The sequence below is a fragment of the Mycobacterium sp. NGS24 genome (genome assembly GCF_059813065.1).
The window spans coordinates 13,758-30,186 of record NZ_JCALDW010000028.1; the positions used below are offsets into that span (position 1 = coordinate 13,758).

At 66.5% G+C, this 16,429-nt stretch carries 17 protein-coding genes and 2 pseudogenes; 11 read left to right on the forward strand and 8 right to left on the reverse strand.

What is annotated here, in order from left to right:
* Window positions 1-92 precede the first annotated feature (92 nt).
* Window positions 93-758: pseudogene (locus AC5Y6Y_RS24115) on the forward strand (SAM-dependent methyltransferase); the annotation flags it as partial.
* A 9-nt stretch (window positions 759-767) separates the two neighbouring features.
* Here the strand turns inward: AC5Y6Y_RS24115 and AC5Y6Y_RS24120 are convergent.
* The 3 genes and pseudogenes from AC5Y6Y_RS24120 to AC5Y6Y_RS24130 form a co-directional block, all read right to left on the reverse strand.
* Window positions 768-1,915, reverse strand: a pseudogene (locus AC5Y6Y_RS24120) (zinc-binding dehydrogenase); the annotation flags it as partial.
* Window positions 1,916-1,920: 5 nt separating this feature from the next.
* Complete coding sequence (locus tag AC5Y6Y_RS24125) at window positions 1,921-3,852, reverse strand: flavin-containing monooxygenase (protein ID WP_499919439.1); 1,932 nt, start codon at window positions 3,850-3,852, stop codon at window positions 1,921-1,923.
* Window positions 3,853-3,959: 107 nt separating this feature from the next.
* Window positions 3,960-4,697 (reverse strand): glucose 1-dehydrogenase, encoded by a 738-nt coding sequence (locus tag AC5Y6Y_RS24130; protein WP_463824235.1) that lies wholly within the window; start codon window positions 4,695-4,697, stop codon window positions 3,960-3,962.
* 137 nt (window positions 4,698-4,834) lie between these two features.
* Between AC5Y6Y_RS24130 and AC5Y6Y_RS24135 the strand changes: the two genes are divergently transcribed.
* On the forward strand, window positions 4,835-5,965 hold the full coding sequence (locus AC5Y6Y_RS24135) for a nitronate monooxygenase (protein ID WP_463824234.1): 1,131 nt from the start codon (window positions 4,835-4,837) through the stop codon (window positions 5,963-5,965).
* Between the two features lie 6 nt (window positions 5,966-5,971).
* Here the strand turns inward: AC5Y6Y_RS24135 and AC5Y6Y_RS24140 are convergent, their stop codons facing one another.
* The 3 genes from AC5Y6Y_RS24140 to AC5Y6Y_RS24150 form a co-directional block, all read right to left on the reverse strand.
* Window positions 5,972-6,193, reverse strand: a complete 222-nt coding sequence (locus AC5Y6Y_RS24140; RefSeq protein WP_463824233.1) for an Rv1893 family protein — start codon at window positions 6,191-6,193, stop codon at window positions 5,972-5,974.
* Between the two features lie 73 nt (window positions 6,194-6,266).
* Window positions 6,267-6,557 (reverse strand): hypothetical protein, encoded by a 291-nt coding sequence (locus AC5Y6Y_RS24145; RefSeq protein ID WP_463824232.1) that lies wholly within the window; start codon window positions 6,555-6,557, stop codon window positions 6,267-6,269.
* Window positions 6,558-6,566: 9 nt separating this feature from the next.
* Window positions 6,567-6,980 carry a hypothetical protein gene (locus AC5Y6Y_RS24150; protein ID WP_463824902.1) on the reverse strand — a complete coding sequence of 138 codons (414 nt, stop codon included), beginning with the start codon at window positions 6,978-6,980 and terminating at the stop codon, window positions 6,567-6,569.
* Between the two features lie 243 nt (window positions 6,981-7,223).
* Here AC5Y6Y_RS24150 and AC5Y6Y_RS24155 point away from each other — a divergent pair, with 243 nt between their 5' ends.
* From AC5Y6Y_RS24155 to AC5Y6Y_RS24165, 3 genes are read left to right on the forward strand one after another with little or no spacing between them, the layout of a single operon-like run.
* Window positions 7,224-8,516 carry a cytochrome P450 gene (locus tag AC5Y6Y_RS24155; RefSeq protein ID WP_499919441.1) on the forward strand — a complete coding sequence of 431 codons (1,293 nt, stop codon included), beginning with the start codon at window positions 7,224-7,226 and terminating at the stop codon, window positions 8,514-8,516.
* A gap of 18 nt (window positions 8,517-8,534) precedes the next feature.
* Window positions 8,535-9,548 (forward strand): alcohol dehydrogenase catalytic domain-containing protein, encoded by a 1,014-nt coding sequence (locus tag AC5Y6Y_RS24160; RefSeq protein WP_463824230.1) that lies wholly within the window; start codon window positions 8,535-8,537, stop codon window positions 9,546-9,548.
* A gap of 19 nt (window positions 9,549-9,567) precedes the next feature.
* A complete protein-coding gene (locus tag AC5Y6Y_RS24165; RefSeq protein ID WP_463824229.1) occupies window positions 9,568-10,128 on the forward strand; it encodes a YceI family protein in 561 nt (186 codons plus the stop codon).
* A gap of 1 nt (window position 10,129) precedes the next feature.
* Here the strand turns inward: AC5Y6Y_RS24165 and AC5Y6Y_RS24170 are convergent, their stop codons facing one another.
* Window positions 10,130-11,248, reverse strand: coding sequence for a DUF7159 family protein (locus tag AC5Y6Y_RS24170; RefSeq protein WP_499919443.1), 1,119 nt, complete (start codon window positions 11,246-11,248; stop codon window positions 10,130-10,132).
* Between the two features lie 576 nt (window positions 11,249-11,824).
* Here AC5Y6Y_RS24170 and ag85B point away from each other — a divergent pair.
* On the forward strand, window positions 11,825-12,808 hold the full coding sequence (ag85B, locus tag AC5Y6Y_RS24175; RefSeq protein ID WP_463824227.1) for a diacylglycerol acyltransferase/mycolyltransferase Ag85B: 984 nt from the start codon (window positions 11,825-11,827) through the stop codon (window positions 12,806-12,808).
* A 69-nt stretch (window positions 12,809-12,877) separates the two neighbouring features.
* Here the strand turns inward: ag85B and AC5Y6Y_RS24180 are convergent, their stop codons facing one another.
* Window positions 12,878-13,450 carry a lipoprotein LppJ family protein gene (locus AC5Y6Y_RS24180; protein ID WP_463824226.1) on the reverse strand — a complete coding sequence of 191 codons (573 nt, stop codon included), beginning with the start codon at window positions 13,448-13,450 and terminating at the stop codon, window positions 12,878-12,880.
* Window positions 13,451-13,497: 47 nt separating this feature from the next.
* Here AC5Y6Y_RS24180 and AC5Y6Y_RS24185 point away from each other — a divergent pair, with 47 nt between their 5' ends.
* The 5 genes from AC5Y6Y_RS24185 to AC5Y6Y_RS24205 all read left to right on the forward strand — a co-directional run bounded on the left by AC5Y6Y_RS24185 (window position 13,498) and on the right by AC5Y6Y_RS24205 (window position 16,407).
* Complete coding sequence (locus AC5Y6Y_RS24185) at window positions 13,498-14,067, forward strand: chorismate mutase (protein WP_499919445.1); 570 nt, start codon at window positions 13,498-13,500, stop codon at window positions 14,065-14,067.
* A 107-nt stretch (window positions 14,068-14,174) separates the two neighbouring features.
* Window positions 14,175-14,591 carry a transglycosylase family protein gene (locus AC5Y6Y_RS24190; RefSeq protein WP_463824224.1) on the forward strand — a complete coding sequence of 139 codons (417 nt, stop codon included), beginning with the start codon at window positions 14,175-14,177 and terminating at the stop codon, window positions 14,589-14,591.
* Window positions 14,592-14,642: 51 nt separating this feature from the next.
* Window positions 14,643-15,098, forward strand: coding sequence for an SRPBCC family protein (locus AC5Y6Y_RS24195; protein ID WP_463824223.1), 456 nt, complete (start codon window positions 14,643-14,645; stop codon window positions 15,096-15,098).
* Window positions 15,095-15,943 (forward strand): SDR family oxidoreductase, encoded by an 849-nt coding sequence (locus tag AC5Y6Y_RS24200; RefSeq protein ID WP_463824222.1) that lies wholly within the window; start codon window positions 15,095-15,097, stop codon window positions 15,941-15,943. Before AC5Y6Y_RS24195 ends, AC5Y6Y_RS24200 begins: the two co-directional genes overlap by 4 nt.
* Before the next feature lie 53 nt (window positions 15,944-15,996).
* A complete protein-coding gene (locus tag AC5Y6Y_RS24205) occupies window positions 15,997-16,407 on the forward strand; it encodes a lipoprotein LpqH (RefSeq protein ID WP_499919469.1) in 411 nt (136 codons plus the stop codon).
* Window positions 16,408-16,429 lie beyond the last annotated feature (22 nt).

A 16,429-nucleotide genomic window follows, 5' to 3' on the forward strand; every position in this document is an offset into this window, starting at 1 on the left:
GATCGCTGCGTTCCGACGACGACGAATGGGACATCGTCAGCGGTGTCGGCTACACGGCGTTGATTGTGACCACCTGGCGTGCGCTGCATGCGATGAGTGAGCAACCGTTAGCGCGTGACGATTACGCCAGATTCTTCATCGAGGCCTCAGAGGATCCCTACCTGACCGGACTGCTGACCGAACCGGGAAGCTCCGAACATGAGAGCGCGTTCCCGCGCCTCTACGGCGTGCAGACGCGGTTCTTCGACGACTTCTTCACCTCCGCCGGTGATTCCGGTCTGCGGCAGGCGGTGATTGTGGCCGCCGGGCTCGACTCGCGCGCGTACCGTCTCGAATGGCCATCTGGCACTACAGTTTTCGAAATAGACCTGCCCAAGGTGCTGGAGTTCAAGGCGCAGGTGCTCGAGGCGCACCACAAGCAGCCCGCGGCGCAACGGCGTGAGGTGGCAGCCGACCTGCGTGCCGACTGGCCCGCTGCGCTGGCAGCGGCCGGGTTCGACCCGCACAGCCCCAGCGCCTGGTCGGTGGAGGGGATCCTGCCGTACCTGACCAGCTCAGCCCACGGGACGCTGTTTGCCGGTATCACTGAGTTCAGTGCCCCGGGCAGTCGGCTGGCCATCGGCGCCCTGGGGTCCCGCCTCGACCACGACCAACTGGCCGCGCTCGAGGAGGAGCACCCGGGGGTCAACATGGCGGGCGATATCGACTTCTCGTCGCTGACCTACGAGAACCCGATGGACCCGGTGACGTGGCTGGGATCCCACGGGTGGCGTGTCGAGCCGGTCCGCAGCAATCCGGAGTTGCAGGTCGGCTACGGGCTGACGCCACCGGAAGTGGACGTCAAGATCGACAGCTTCATGCATTCGCAGTACATCATCGCGGTCAAGGACTAAGGCCGCAGCAGGATCTTCACGACCTCGCCGGACCGCGATCCGGCCGTCGCATACGCTGCGGCGGCCTCGTCCAGCGGCAACGAGGTGGTGAAAATCCCGTCGACATCCAGCCGACCTGACTGCAGCAGCGGAATCAGCTCGGGCCAGGTGCGCTGCACCGGCGCGGTGGTCCATCGCACCGTGATGCTGCGGATCAGGCTCATCAGCGCCGGGAACGGGAACGGCTGCAGATCGTGCACACCCACCACCGACACGGTGCCGCCCGGCCGCACAGCGGCAAGCGCATCGGTCAGTGAGGCATCGGTGGCCACCGCGTCGATCACCGCGTCGGCGCCGCGGCCACCCGTGGCGGCGAGGATGGCTTCCACCGCCGGTGCCGTGATGGCTGTCGCGCCCCAGTCTGCCGCGCGTTGCAGCCGGCCCGGTACCCGGTCGATCGCGAAAACCGTTGCCGCGCCGCGGGCGAACGCGCTGCGCAGTGCACACAGGCCGACCGCGCCCAGCCCGATCACCGCGACCGTGCCGCCGTACGGGATGTCGGCGCGTTGCGCTGCGGCCCAGCCGGTGGCCAGGTTGTCGGTGAGCAGCAGTGCCTGTTCGGTGGAAATCCCGTCGGGAATCTTGCGGACCTGAAAGTCGGCGGCGTGCACTGCGAGCAGATCGGTCTGCGCCCCCGGCAGCACACCCCCGCCGAAGATGTTCAGACCCGAGTGGCACATGACCGGATCGTTCGTGGCGCACCCCGGACAGGCTCCGCAACCGGCCACCGATGACACCAGCACCTGATCGCCCACCTTGACGCTGCGCACCTCGCGGCCCGCGTCGACCACGGTGCCGACGGCTTCGTGCCCCAGCGCGATGGGTTCCACCAGCGGGTAGTCGCCTTCGTAGAAGTGCAGGTCGGAGCCGCAGATCCCGGCGGCACTCACCTCGACGATCACCCCATCCGGCCCGGTCAGGGCGGGATCGGGCCGGGTGTCGACCCGGATGCTCGCGGGTCCGTCGACGACCACCGTACGCATCGCGCTCACTTTCCTTGCCGGAGAATAAATTTGGACCAATCAGGTTGCCGGACCGCGGCCCAGTATGCATTGAGACGCCACGGGCTGACGGTGTGGATCTCCCCGTCGGCGTTCTTGAAGTAGGAATGTTTGACGGCCGGGTGCGACCAGACCATCTTCTTGATCTCGACCTGCGTGCGTCGGTGCCAGTCGGCGGCCGCCTCGGCGGTGGGCTCCATGGCGACGATGCGCTCCTCGGCCATGCGTTGCAGGCACAGGTTGACGTAGCGCATCTGCAGTTCGGACTGGAAGATCAAGCTGCCGCCGTGCGCCAGATGCGTGCCCGGCCCGTAGATCAGGAACAGGTTCGGAAAGCCCGGGACCGTGACGCCCAGATAGGCGTAGGGTCGGCTCCCCCACAGTTCATGCAGGTCGATTCCGTTGCGGCCGTTGAACTTCACCGGCCACAACACATCGGTGTGCCGGAAGCCGGTGGCGTAGACGATGACGTCGACGTCGTGACTGACACCGTCCTCGGTCTCGATGCCGTGCGGCGTGATGCGCCGGATCGGGGTGCGCACGAGGTCGACGTTGACGCGCTGCAAGGTCTGCAGCCAGCTGCCGTTGTCCTGCAGTGTCCGCTTCCCGGTGGCCGGGTAATCGGGCAGCACCTTGGCCAGCAGATCGTCCCCCTCGGGAATCTGACTGGTGATCCACTGGCTGAACATCATCCGGGCCGCGGCGTTCATCTCGCTGACAGCGTGCTCCTGATCGGGGTAGGTCGGGTCGCCCTTGGCCGCATCGAGACCCTTGTCGGCACCGGGCCACATCAGCAGGAAGCGGTACCACCGCCCGTAACACGGCAGGTGTTGCATCGCCCAGCGAACGCCGTCCCCGACCTCGTCGTGATACATCGGATTCGGGAACATCCATTGCGCGGTGCGCTGAAACACAGTCAGGTGCTCGACGTCGCCGGCGATGGCGGGCGCGATCTGAAATCCGCTGGCGCCGGCGCCCACCAGCGCGACCCGCTTTCCGGTGAGGTCGACGGAGTGGTCCCAGGCTGCGGAATGAAAGGACGGTCCCTCAAACGTGTCTGCGCCGGCGAACTCGGGAATGAGCGGCCGATTCAATTGGCCGACAGCCGTGATGATGGCCCGGGCCCGCGTGGTGCCGGTCTCGCCGTCGGCCGAGCGCAGCGAAACGGTCCACAGGGCCTCGGCGTCGTCCCATTCGGCGGCGAGCACTTCGGTGTTCCACTGCACCTGCTGCATCAGGTCGTGCTTGTGCATCACGTCGACGAAATAGTCGCGCAACTCCGGCTGTTCGGCGAAATAGTGGGTCCAGTCGTTGTTGGGTTCGAAGCTGTAGCAATAGAAGTGGTTTGCCACGTCCACTCGTGCGCCGGGATAGCTGTTCTCCCACCATGTTCCGCCCGGCCCGGCGTTCTTTTCGACGATCGTGAACGGAATGTTGGCCTGCTTCAGTCGAATTCCGGCCAGGATGCCTGATTCGCCGCACCCGATCACCAGGACCGGGAAGTCGGCCATGCCGGCCGCAGGCAGCGCGACCGGCCGGCGCGGGTCCACGCCCTCGAGATCCATCTCTTCGAGCGCCAGCGGTAGGTAGTCGTCGGGGACCGGCTCGCAGGCCGCCCAGTCCATCATTTCCCGGATGAGCTCATAGCTCAGTGGCGCGGGCTCGGGACATCCGCGATCGCGGTACTCGGTGAGCACCGGTAGCGCCTCGGCGCGGGCCCGGGCCTTGTCCTCCTCGGACATGAACCCCTGGACCTCGTTGAGGAACAGTCCCAGCTGTTTGAAATCACGGATGAACCGGGGATCGCCGGTGATGTGCACCAGGGAGAGGAGCAACGTGGGGATGCTGACGTCCTCGAGCGCAGCCGCGATCTCGGCGGTGGGCGTGGTGAAAGGTAACCCGGCGTACCTGCTGCGCATCGAAGCGGATTCCTTCCGGTGGCGGTGGCAATTACGCTACTCTACGTGTCGTAATTGCGGCATTACGCTACCCCGGGGCGTCGCACCGGATCAAGGTGCTCGCGGGACTACGACTTGTGCGACACGTCCTCGATCAATCCGCCGTCGACCACAAACTCCGCAGCGGTCGCATACGACGATTCGTCGCTGGCCAGGAACAGCACGAACGACGACACGTCCTGGGCTTCCCCCGCCCGGCCCAACGGGATGTTGAGCGCGTCCTGGGGAAGCTTTGCGGTCATCTCGGTGCGGATGAAGCCGGGATGTATCGAGTTGACACGAATGTTGTTGGGCGCCAATTCCAATGCCGCAGATTTGGTCAGTCCGCGCACCGCCCATTTCGACGTCACGTACCCGTGCACCCAGGCCGCGCCGCGCAGGCCCTCGATTGAGGAGATGTTGATGATGGAGCCGCCGCCGGCGGCCACCATCGGGTCGACGACGGCCTGGATGCCCAGCAGCGTGCCGGTGACATTGACGTCGAGCACCCGCTGCCATTTGGCCAGGTCGAAGTCTTTCAGCGCGCCGTAGTTGATGATCCCGGCGTTGTTGACCAGGACATCGAGCTTGCCGAACCCGTCCACCGCCGCCGCGACCGCGGCCGACCAGTCCGCAGGCCGGGTGACATCGAGGTGCACGTAGCGCGCGGCGGCGCCCAGGTCGTCGGCCAGTGCGCGTCCCTCGTCGTCGAGGATGTCGCCGAGCACCACGTGGGCGCCTTCGGCCACCAGCAACCGCGCATGCGAGGCGCCCATGCCGCGGGCGGCGCCGCTGATCAGTGCAACCTTGCTGTCGACGCGTCCCATGCCGGCTCACGCTACCGTTTCACGCTGACGGGCATTAGTCGGTACGCGCCAGACCTGGCTGGCCAAGCGGCAGACCCGCGTACTAAACTAGAACACGTTGCAGTTTTTCCGCTCGGTCAAGCTTCCTAGGAGCAGGCATGCACACCCCCTTGTGCGATCAACTCGGTATCGAGTTCCCGATCTTCGCTTTCACCCACTGCCGCGATGTCGTCGTCGCCGTCAGCAAAGCCGGCGGTTTTGGTGTGCTGGGTGCCGTCGGCTTCACCCCCGAGCAGCTGGAGATCGAGCTGAACTGGATCGACGAGAACATCGGCGACCATCCCTACGGCGTCGACATCGTCATCCCCAACAAGTACGAGGGCATGGACTCGCACCTGTCGGCCGAGGAACTCACCAACTCGCTGCGGTCGATGGTGCCGCAGGAGCACCTGGACTTCGGCAAGAAGATCCTGGCCGACCATGGAGTCCCGGTCGAGGACAGCGACGGTGACAGCCTGCAGCTGCTGGGCTGGACCGAGGCGACCGCCACCCCGCAGGTAGAGGTGGCGCTCAAGCACCCCAAAGTGACGATGATCGCCAATGCGCTGGGCACTCCCCCCGCCGACATGATCAAGCACATCCACGACGCGGGTCGCCAGGTGGCCGCGCTCTGCGGCTCGCCGTCGCAGGCCCGCAAGCACGCCGACGCCGGCGTCGACATCATCATCGCCCAGGGCGGTGAGGCCGGCGGTCACTGCGGCGAAGTCGGCTCAATTGTGTTGTGGCCGCAGGTCGTCAAAGAAGTGGCTCCGGTGCCCGTGCTCGGTGCCGGCGGCATCGGCAGCGGCCAGCAGATCGCCGCCGCGCTGGCGTTGGGCTGCCAGGGCGCGTGGACCGGATCGCAGTGGCTGATGGTCGAGGAGTCGTCCAACACCCCGGTGCAGCAGGCCGCATACATCAAGGCGGGCAGCCGGGACACCGTCCGCAGCCGGTCCTTCACCGGCAAGCCGGCCCGGATGCTGCGCAACGACTGGACTGAGGCCTGGGAACAGCCGGACAACCCGAAGCCGCTGGGCATGCCGCTGCAGTACATGGTGTCCGGCATGGCGGTAAGGGCCACCAATCGCTACCCGAACGAGTCCGTCGACGTGGCGTTCAACCCGGTCGGGCAGGTCGTCGGGCAGTTCCAGAAGGTGGAGAAGACCTCGACGGTGATCGAGCGCTGGGTGCAGGAGTACCTCGAGGCGACCTCGCGGCTCGACGAGCTCAACGAGGCCGCCGCGGTCTGATCGCCGCTAGTCGAGGATTTCGTCGTCCTTGCCGGTGAAGACCTCTTTGACCCGGTCAACGGCGTCGGTGGCGATGTCGACGCTGCTCTGAACGATGCCGCTGGCGCCGCCGGCGATGTCGCCGCGGATGATGGCAGTGACGTTCTCGACGATGTCCGAAGACTTCTCGACGGCATTGATCGCGATGTCCCTGACTGCGTCGACGGCGTCTCTGGGATCGAAGGCCATGTGCGTCTCCTGTTCGTTGGCGGCGTTATCTGACTGTAGAGCCTGGCGCAGGCGGCCGACGACCGAGGAAAGTTCAGTAGTCGACGAGGGTGCGCCAGTATTCTTCCGGTATTTCCCTGCCGGACCGCAACACTCGCGCGAGCCCGGCGGCCATCGCGATGCCGAGCAGACCGAGCCATAAGCCGGCCAGCCCGATCAGCCACCACAGCACCGTGGTCAGCAACGGCCACGGCGACAATACGGCGAGTGCCGGTGCGAAGAAGAACCCGGCCCCGATGTACCACGCCGAACCGGCGCGGTCAGAGGCCAGGACGAACCGCAGCCACCGTGGGATCGGGGACTCGAGGGCGGTGCTGCCCGGCATGGACGTGCCTCACTCGCTGAGGTCCGGCGGGAAGAAGCCGGCTCCGGTGAACCACCCCTCTTGCCAGCCCTGGGCGCCCAGACACAACATCGGCAGACCGGCCGGCGATTGCGCCGCGACCTTGGGGTTCGGGCACGGGGAGCCGATCTGCTGGACGCCGCGCAACGGGTAGGAGATGACCCAGTACCCGGTAGTGGCGGCGGGGAATTGGTTGGGCGGCGGGAAGTGGCACGCCTCGGCCTGGCCGCTGGGGCCACGTCCGAAGATGAAGCGCTCGTAGTTGTCGCACGGGGCGCCCAGCGAGGCGTCGTAGTTCATCCCCGGGACGTCGCCCTCCCAGCGGCCGTTGTCGGCACCGGCTACTGGGGCCAGCGCTATCGCCGCACCCGTGACCGCAGTGGCGGTGAGCATTTCGCGAATCATGGTGTTCCCTTCTTGGCGCCGGCGCGGCGCTGCAGCGGCATTCATCAAGAGCATAACGATTGCCACAGCAGCCACAAGGCCGAATCCGATACCGGTGTGCGCGTGCATGACCAGCGGATTTCCCACCGCCGCGCCACGGCGGCGCCGGCATTTTCTTTTCGGTTTCCGCCGATGCTTCCCAATGGGGGTGTAGCAATGAAGTATTGGCACGAGACGACCACCAGGACTCTCAAGGAGTGGGCCTTGTCAACTACGCACCCAGCCGCCGAACCGCAGGCCCAGCCGAACCTGCCGCCGGGATTCGATTTCACCGACCCCGACATCCACGCCGAGCGGCTGCCCGTCGAGGAGCTGGCCGAGCTGCGTCGAACCGCGCCGATCTGGTGGAACGAGCAGCCTTACGGGGCGGGTGGATTCGATGACGGCGGCTTCTGGGTGGTCACCAAACACAAAGACGTCAAGGAGATTTCGCGACGCAGCGATATCTTCTCCAGCCTCGCCAAGACCGCCTTGCCGCGTTACAAGGACGGCACCGTCGGCGAGCAGATCGAGCGCGGCAAGTTCGTCCTGCTCAATCAGGACGCCCCGCACCACACCCGGCTACGCAAGATCATCTCCCGCGGGTTCACCCCCCGGGCCGTCGAGCGGTTGCGCGACGATCTCAACCAGCGCGCCCGCCGGATCGTCGAGGTCGCCGCTGCCGAGGGCTCCGGCGACTTCGTCGAGCAGGTGTCGTGCGAGCTGCCGCTGCAGGCGATCGCCGGCCTGCTCGGCGTGCCCCAGGAAGATCGGATGAAACTGTTCCACTGGTCCAACCAGATGGTCGGAGACCAGGATCCCGAATTCGAGAGCAACGACGCCCTCTCGGCGTCGGTGGAACTGATCATGTACGCCATGCAGATGGCGGCGGACCGGGCCGAGAACCCCGGTGAAGACATCGTCACCAAACTGATCGAAGCCGACGTCGACGGCCACAAGCTCTCCGACGACGAATTCGGTTTCTTCGTCATCCTGCTCGCGGTCGCCGGCAACGAGACCACCCGCAACTCGATCACGCAGGGCATGATGGCCTTCACCGACTTCCCGGATCAGTGGGAGCTCTACAAGCGGGACCGCCCGGCCACCACGGCCGACGAGATCGTCCGGTGGGCCACACCGGTCACCTCGTTCCAGCGGACGGCGCTCCAGGATTACGAATTGTCCGGCGTGCAGATCAAACAGGGACAGCGGGTGGTGATGGTCTACCGGTCCGCCAACTTCGACGAAGACGTGTTCGACGATCCGTTCACCTTCAACATCCTGCGCGATCCCAACCCGCACGTCGGATTCGGCGGCACCGGTGCGCATTACTGCATCGGGGCGAATCTGGCGCGGATGACCATCGACCTGATGTTCAACGCGATCGCCGACGCGATGCCCGACCTGGAGCCGATCGGCGCCCCGGAGCGGCTCCGTTCAGGCTGGCTCAACGGCATCAAACACTGGCAAGTGAACTATCACGGTGAGGCGGCCGCCAAATGCCCAGTCTCGCACTGAGATCCGGTAGCTGAGCGGGTGGCGACACACAGAGCGGTCCAGGTACGGTCCGAGGGCGCGCCGTTGGAGTTCGCCGACGTCGAAACCGTCGCACCCGAGCGCGGCGAGGTGCGGATCGCCGTGACTGCATGCGGCATCTGCGGCACCGACGCCCACTTCGTCAACGGCCAATTCCCCGACATGTCCTGGCCGTTCACCCCCGGACACGAGATAGCCGGGACCATCGCCGAACTCGGCGCGGGTGTCGAAGGATTCGCGGCCGGGGACCGCGTCGCGGTGGGCTGGTTCGGCGGCAACTGCAACCACTGCGATCAGTGCCGCAAAGGCGCTCTGATGCACTGCGCGAACGCGAAGGTGCCCAGCTGGCAGTACCCCGGTGGCTACGCCGAATCCGTGACCGTACCCGCCACCGCGTTGGCCCGGATCCCGGACGGGCTCACCGACGTGGAAGCCGCACCGATGGGGTGCGCGGGCGTCACCACCTACAACGCCCTGCGTCACACCAAGGCCATGCCCGGTGACCGGGTGGCGATTCTCGGTGTCGGCGGGCTCGGTCATCTCGGAGTGCAGTGGGCGCGGGCAATGGGTTTCGAGACCATCGCCATTGCCCGAGGTACTGCGAAGAAAGAGGACGCCCGGAGTCTGGGCGCCCACCACTACATCGACTCCACCAGCAGCAACGTCTCCGAAGCGCTGCGGGCCCTGGGTGGTGCCGCGGTTGTCCTTGCCACAGCGGGCAATTCGCAGGCCATGGCCGACACCGTCGGCGGGCTGCTCCCCCGGGGCGAACTGGTCACCATCGGGGTGACCCCCGAACCACTGCCGATCAGCCCGGTGCAGTTGATCATTCCCGGTCTGAGCGTGATCGGCCATCCGGCCGGAACCGCGAAAGATGTCGAGGAAACCATGCATTTCGCGGTGGTGTCCGGTGTGCGGGCGTGGATTGAGCAGCTGCCGCTGGCGCAGGCGGCCGACGGCTACGCGGCATTGGAGGAAGGCCGGGCGCACTATCGCACCGTGTTGACCGTGTGAGTCCAAGTAGAGTTCGGCCGTGGCTTCGCAGGAACATACGGCGTGGACGCTGGGTCCCGACAACGGCGAACTGACCGTGCACACCGGGGTGGCCGGGCGCGCGGCGCGGATGGGCCATCGGCTCACCATCGCGGTCACCCGGTGGCGGGCTGGGGTGAATTGGGTTGGTGGCCAACCGGATACCGCTGAACTGGTGGTCGAGGTGGATTCGCTCGAGGTGACCGGCGGCGTCGGGGGCCTCAAGGGCCTGTCCGGGCCGGAGCAGGTGATAGCGCGCACCAATGCGCTGAAATCGTTGTCCGCCAACCGGTTTCCAGAAATACGCTTCGCCGCCGACACGATCGAGCAGACCGACGGTGGGTACCGTCTCGCCGGAACACTGTTCGTCCGCGGCAAGTCCCGCGAGCACGTGGTCGAGCTACGCGTGGAAGATCTCGGCGATACGTACCGACTCGGTGCCGAATCCAGGGTGCGTCAGACCGACTACGGCATCAAGCCCTACGCGATGTTCCTGGGGTCGCTGCAGGTCGCCGACGAGGTGACGGTGTCATTCCATGCGGTTCGGCAAAAACCCGAGTGATCTACTCCGGCGGGCTTCCGGGCTCGGCGAACGTGCCGGGAAGGCTCTCGATGGCCCTGCTCAACCGGAATGGCCCGCCGTCGGGGCCCGGTGCCGCCGGGGCGGCGCTCGGCGGGGCGCCTGGCGCGGATTCGTCGGGCTGCTCGTCGGCCGCGAGACGCACCGGCTCCTGCTGCGGCGGCGGAGGCTGCACCGCGGGCGGGGACGGCGGCGCCACGGCTTCGGCGACAGGGGGTTTGGTCACGACGTGCTGTCCGGCGTCCTTGCCGGGCGCCAGCTGCAGACCGATAGCCAAGGACGCCGACGCGACGAACGTGACGGCGGCCGCGGCCAACGCGCCGGCCGCCCCGGCATATCGCCGTGACTGTCCGGCAGCGACCCTGTCCGGTTCGACGGCGTCATCCACCAGGGCGACCAACTCCGCGTCGGTGAACTCGGTGCTCTGAGCCGCCGCCAGCGCTGCGCCGCGCGCGACCGTCACCTGGGCCATGGTCTGCGCGAACACCGGCACCGGCAGGACCTGCTCCAACCGCCAGGAGAAATCGCTCACGTCGCCCTCGGAGCCGACGACCACCACTCCGGCCGGCCGCCACGTGCTGCGATCGAACATCCCGGTCAGCCAGGACGTCAAGCCGTCGAAGCCGCCGCGGACGTGCTTGACGGCTGTCTGGGTCTGGCCGTCGTGCGTGTCGACCATGACCACGGTCGCCCATTCCCGCTCGAGGAGGCACACCGCGGTCTTCTCGTATCCGATGACGGGCGCGATGGCCTGCGCCAGGGTCTCGACGGCATCGAGCAGCCGGACCGGCACCACGTTGTCGAAGCCGGCGTCGGCGAGCGCCTCCTGCAGCAGCGCGGCCTGCGCTGCGGCGTCGTCGCTCCACGTCACGCCGACCACCCGCAGTCGGTGATCGCCGGCGGTGGCCGTGTCGCGCGCCCGCATGACCTCGTCGGCCACTTGTTCGGCGGTGTTCACCGCACGCACCGTGCGGCCGTCCTGAACGCTGTCCTGCAAACGCAATTCGTGGTGACCCAGGATCGCGCCGTCGGCGCCGTGCCCTTCGGCCAGCACCCACCCGACGGTGGTCGGTGTAACTGACAGCCCAAGTACCGTATCCAAGTTTTCGCACCTCAATCGTGTCCGGGCTCGTCGCACCTCAGCAGTGCCACCCGCTTCAGGGGCAGGTGCGTGGCGCGTGAATGCCGTCAACGCCCGGAATAGCGTCGTAAGTCGGCTTGCTCCGAGCGAGCCTACGCGGTCTGCGGTGCGCCGGCTGACCCGGTATGGAAACCGCCCGCCGGCCGGTGAAAGACCCGGCTAGCTCGGCAAATCCGGCGACTGACGGTGCAGTAAATAGATAAAACGTTGCTCCCCGATAGAGAAATCCGCGTTCTGGCTCCGGCCATTTGGGTCGGTGTGGCGCTGGGCATGGCGTCCGTCCCTGCCCGACTCAGCCCTATTCCAAGTGCATAACGCCTGCGTAACGGCGCGGCGTGGGTCAGCGTCGCGCGTGTCGGGCGCGGGCTATAACGAATGCGGTCGATCGGCGCGGTGCACTGTAAACACAGTTGCTGTAACCCGCGCCGGTAACCGATATGGAACTGAAATGTGTTTGCGTCCGAATCGACATTCGGCCTATTCACGCGGTAAGTTCTGCCGGGAGCAAGAGATATAAGGACAAAAAGGGGCACAGGTATGACAGACGTGACCGGGAAGATACGGGCCTGGGGTCGTCGACTCTTGGTCGGTGCGGCTGCGGCCGCGACCCTGCCGGGCCTGATCGGACTCGCCGGTGGCGCGCCGAGCGCGGGAGCGTTCTCCCGGCCCGGACTGCCCGTCGAGTACCTACAGGTGCCGTCGGCGGCGATGGGTCGCAACATCAAGGTGCAGTTCCAGAGCGGGGGCGACAACTCGCCTGCGGTGTACCTGCTCGACGGCCTGCGCGCCCAGGACGACTACAACGGCTGGGACATCAACACCCCGGCGTTCGAGTGGTACTACCAGTCGGGCCTGTCGGTGGTCATGCCGGTCGGCGGCCAGTCGAGCTTCTACAGCGACTGGTACAACCCCGCGTGCGGCAAGGCCGGTTGCAGCACCTACAAGTGGGAAACCTTCCTCACCAGCGAACTGCCCGCGTACCTGGCGAGCACCAAGTCGGTCAAGCCGACCGGCAGTGCCGCCGTCGGTATCTCGATGGCCGGCTCCTCGGCGATGATTCTCGCGGTCAACCACCCCGGGCAGTTCATCTATGCCGGTTCGCTGTCGGCCCTGTTGGACCCGTCCCAGGGCATGGGCCCCTCGCTGATCGGACTGGCCATGGGTGACGCCGGCGGTTACAAGGCTTCGGACATGTGGGGCCCGTCCAGTGACCCCGCGTGGGCGCGCAACGACCCGTCGTTGCACATCCCGGAGCTGGTCGCCAACAACACCCGGCTGTGGGTGTACTGCGGTAACGGCAAGCCGTCGGAACTGGGTGGTGCCAACATGCCGGCCGAGTTCCTGGAGAACTTCGTCCGCAGCAGCAACCTCAAGTTCCAGGACGCCTACACCGCCGCCGGCGGGCACAACGCGGTGTTCAACTTCCAGGCTGACGGCACACACAGCTGGGAGTACTGGGGCGCCCAACTGAACGCAATGAAGGGTGACCTGCAGGGCGCGCTCGGCGCTCGGCAAGGCTAGACCCACCGCACTACCGCTACTGCGCTTGACGGCCCCGGTCGTCAAGCGCAGTAGTGCGTTGTGGGTCTTTCAACCGGCCGGGCCGAACTCGCCGGTGACGTCGACCCAGCCGGTGGGATCGGCATGATGATCGGTCACGTTGCGGCATTCGCCGTACACGCGCAGGATGCCCAGATCCGGATTGTCGTCATGGCGGTAGATGCTCGCGGTGAGCTCGTCCTTGGTGAGCGTGCTGGCCAGCGCGTGGTTGCCGGGCGGTAGCCCCGGGGACCAGCCGCCGGCCAGCAGTTTGGCTACGACTTCCGGCAGGTAGGTGTCGGCGGCGGCGTCAGCCGGGATCGCGAAGGTCAGGTACACCGCTCCCCGATAGGGCGGGTTCTCGCGGTCCTTGCAGGACATCAACAGGTAGCCGGCCGTCGTCGTGCGCAGACCGGCGACCGTGACCACGTTCTGCGCGGCCCGGACGGCCTGAGCCCGGCTCTGCTGGTCGGTAGCCGCAGGTCCGGGGTGGTGCAAGGCGTCGGCGGGTACGGAGTGCAGTTGGTCCAGCGCCACGAAGGCGCCGCCCAGCACCAGCGAGGCGGACAGCGTCGCGGCGAGCACGAGCCTGGCCAGTCGCGTGCGCAACCAGTTGTCACTCATCTCGCCATTGTCGACGACGCCGGGTCGCTCGTGTTTGGCTGGATGGCATGCGCGGTAGGTGCGGCCCGGCAGTCCTGGCTTTGATCGCGGTGCTGGCCGCGCCGCCGGCGCAGGCCGATCACGCCGACTCGCTGGGCGCGCTGCTGGACGCCGCCGCCGAACGGCTGCAGGTTGCCGATCCGGTGGCTGCCTACAAGTGGGCCACGCACGGCGCAATCGAGGATCCCGACCGGGTCGAGCGCGAAATCGCCACGCTGCGCGAGGAAGCCGCCGCACAGAACGTCGACCCCGATTTTGTCGCGCGCATCTTCGGCGACCAGATCAGCGCCACCGAGGCCGTCGAGTACACCCGGTTCGCCGAATGGAAACTCGACCCCACCGGTGTGCCGCCGGCCCCGCCGGACCTGGCGGCGTCCAGGGCCGCGATCGACGCGCTGAACACTAAGATTTTGTCTCACATATCGCTTAACTGGAGTTTGCTGAACACTGCGGATTGCGGGCGCCTGGTGCAGCGTGCGCGGGCCGAGACGAGCCGCCGACGAAGTTTCGACGACCTGTACCAACGTGCGCTTACCACCGCAACCAGGTCGTACTGTCCGGCTTCCCGCGGGGCTTGAAGCATCCGCAGAATCGCCGTTTGCGCCAATCTCGAAGGGATGGATAAACGGTCTCATAATTTTCTCTAGTGGGTAACGCTACGGCTACGGTCCGCGAAATCCCGCACATGACGACCATCACAAAGCCCCTCATCAAGTCGGCCGTGGCCGGCGGTTTCCTGGCAGCTTCGATGTCGCTCTCCTCCGGTGTCGCCAACGCCGAGACCATGAACTGGGAAGCCGTCGCAGAATGCGAATCCGGCGGCAACTGGGCCGCCAACACCGGCAACGGCGCCTACGGCGGCTTGCAGTTCAAGCAAGCCACTTGGGAGGAGTACGGCGGTGTCGGGAACCCGGCAAAGGCCTCCAAACAGCAACAAATCGCCGTTGCGAACAAGGTTCTGGCCGGTCAGGGGCCAGGTGCGTGGCCAAAGTGCTCCCGTGCCGGGGGGCTGACGCCGACGTCTGGCGGTGCGACTCAACCGGGCCCACAGTGGCAGCAGACCATCAGCGCGATCATCGGGATGTTCACCCCCAAACAATGATTATCGGCGGTTCATCTCGTTTCGTTACACGGGACGTGCTTGGATCATGTTATGGAGGGTTCAGCAACGGTTCATATGGCCGCCCCGGCGGATAAAATCTGGGAATTAATCGCCGATATTCGCAATACCGGGCGGTTCTCTCCGGAGACTTTTGAAGCGGAATGGCTCGGCGATGCGACCGGTCCCGAGCTTGGTGCGCGGTTTCGCGGCCACGTGCGCCGCAACGAGATCGGGCCGGTCTACTGGACCACGTGCCAGGTGACGGCGTGCCGGCCCGGCCGTGAGTTCGGGTTTGCTGTGCTGGCCGGTGACCGGGCGATCAACAACTGGCACTACCGGTTGGAGCCGGCCGGGGACGGCACCGACGTGACTGAGTCGTTCCGGATGGCGCAGTCGCCGTTGACGAAGCTCTACCTGGTGTTCGGCGGGTTTCTGCGCAGACGTCGCAACATCCGGGACATGACGAAGACGCTGCACCGGATCAAAGAGGTGGCCGAGGCGGCATGAAGACCATTTTCATCACCGGTGCAGGCAGCGGCATGGGCCGCGAAGGCGTACGACTCTTCCATGGCAAAGGTTGGCGCGTAGGTGCGGTGGACCGCAACGACGACGGACTGGCCGCGCTGAACCTGGAGTTGGGTTCGCGCCTGTGGACCCGGACCGTCGACGTGACGGACAAGGCGGCACTGGATGCGGCACTGGCCGACTTCTGCGCCGGAAACCCCGGCGGCGGTCTCGACATGATGTGGAACAACGCCGGCATCGGCGAGGGCGGTTGGTTCGAAGACGTGCCCTACGAAGCCGCCATGCGCGTCGTAGACGTGAATTTCAAAGCGGTGCTGACCGGCGCGTACGGATCGCTGCCCTACCTGAAGAAGGCGCCGAACAGCTTGATGTTCTCCACCTCGTCGTCGTCGGGCACCTACGGCATGCCGCGCATCGCCGTGTACTCGGCGACCAAGCACGCGGTCAAGGGGCTCACCGAGGCGCTGAGCGTGGAGTGGCACCGCCACGGGGTGCGGGTGGCCGACGTGCTGCCGGGGCTGATCGACACCGCGATCCTTACCACGACACCGCAGCACGCCGGCGCCGACGAAGGCTCTGGCGACGCCCCGGCCAGGGTGACGCAGGAGGAGTTGCGCGCGGCCGCGCCGAAGCGGGGCATGTTCCGGCTGATGCCCGCCGCCAGCGTGGCCGAGGCGGCGTGGCAGGCCTACCACAACCCCAGGCGGCTGCACTGGTATGTGCCGGCCAGCATCGGCTGGATCGACCGGCTCAAGGGGGTCAGTCCCGAGCTGGTCCGAACTCTGGTCAGAAAAGCACTGCCCCGGCTGGACCTGAAACGGCAATAATGACTCCGGCGCAACGCGCAGGTCTGATACGGAGGTGGCTGGTGCAGAACCGGATGGTTGCGGTTGCCGGAATCGCAGTGGCCGTCGCCGGCGCCGTCGCCGGCTGCGGTGAGGCCATGACCGTGCCCCGCAAAGCCGCGCACCTGACGCTCGACGGCCACTCGATCACCACCCGGCCGCCGTCCTGCAGCCAGATCGAGGGCTACCGCACCATCGACATCCGCGAACACGACGGATCGGTGCAGGCGGTGGTGTTGATGAGCGGGGATCGGGTGTTGCCGCAGTTCGTCAAGATCCGCGACATCGGCGGCTTCACCGGCAGCTATTACGAAGGGGGCGTCGGCGACGCCCACGTCGACCTGGTCAAGAACACCTACACGATCACCGGCAGTGCCTCCGGCATCAACACCACCAACCCCAACAAAGTCGTGACCACCGATTTCAAGCTGACCGCTGAATGCTGACCGGCGCCTACGCTCGCGGGCG

What these genes read in the sequence shown, in the direction of transcription:
- ag85B (WP_463824227.1), top strand. Translation starts at nt 11,825, where the DNA reads ATGACAGACGTGACCGGGAAGATACGGGCCTGGGGTCGTCGACTCTTG.
- AC5Y6Y_RS24145 (WP_463824232.1), bottom strand. Translation starts at nt 6,557, where the DNA reads ATGCCGGGCAGCACCGCCCTCGAGTCCCCGATCCCACGGTGGCTGCGG.
- AC5Y6Y_RS24185 (WP_499919445.1), top strand. Translation starts at nt 13,498, where the DNA reads ATGCGCGGTAGGTGCGGCCCGGCAGTCCTGGCTTTGATCGCGGTGCTG.
- AC5Y6Y_RS24190 (WP_463824224.1), top strand. Translation starts at nt 14,175, where the DNA reads ATGACGACCATCACAAAGCCCCTCATCAAGTCGGCCGTGGCCGGCGGT.
- AC5Y6Y_RS24125 (WP_499919439.1), bottom strand. Translation starts at nt 3,852, where the DNA reads ATGCGCAGCAGGTACGCCGGGTTACCTTTCACCACGCCCACCGCCGAG.
- AC5Y6Y_RS24195 (WP_463824223.1), top strand. Translation starts at nt 14,643, where the DNA reads ATGGAGGGTTCAGCAACGGTTCATATGGCCGCCCCGGCGGATAAAATC.
- AC5Y6Y_RS24180 (WP_463824226.1), bottom strand. Translation starts at nt 13,450, where the DNA reads ATGAGTGACAACTGGTTGCGCACGCGACTGGCCAGGCTCGTGCTCGCC.
- AC5Y6Y_RS24140 (WP_463824233.1), bottom strand. Translation starts at nt 6,193, where the DNA reads ATGGCCTTCGATCCCAGAGACGCCGTCGACGCAGTCAGGGACATCGCG.
- AC5Y6Y_RS24200 (WP_463824222.1), top strand. Translation starts at nt 15,095, where the DNA reads ATGAAGACCATTTTCATCACCGGTGCAGGCAGCGGCATGGGCCGCGAA.
- AC5Y6Y_RS24150 (WP_463824902.1), bottom strand. Translation starts at nt 6,980, where the DNA reads ATGATTCGCGAAATGCTCACCGCCACTGCGGTCACGGGTGCGGCGATA.
- AC5Y6Y_RS24135 (WP_463824234.1), top strand. Translation starts at nt 4,835, where the DNA reads ATGCACACCCCCTTGTGCGATCAACTCGGTATCGAGTTCCCGATCTTC.
- AC5Y6Y_RS24205 (WP_499919469.1), top strand. Translation starts at nt 15,997, where the DNA reads ATGGTTGCGGTTGCCGGAATCGCAGTGGCCGTCGCCGGCGCCGTCGCC.
- AC5Y6Y_RS24130 (WP_463824235.1), bottom strand. Translation starts at nt 4,697, where the DNA reads ATGGGACGCGTCGACAGCAAGGTTGCACTGATCAGCGGCGCCGCCCGC.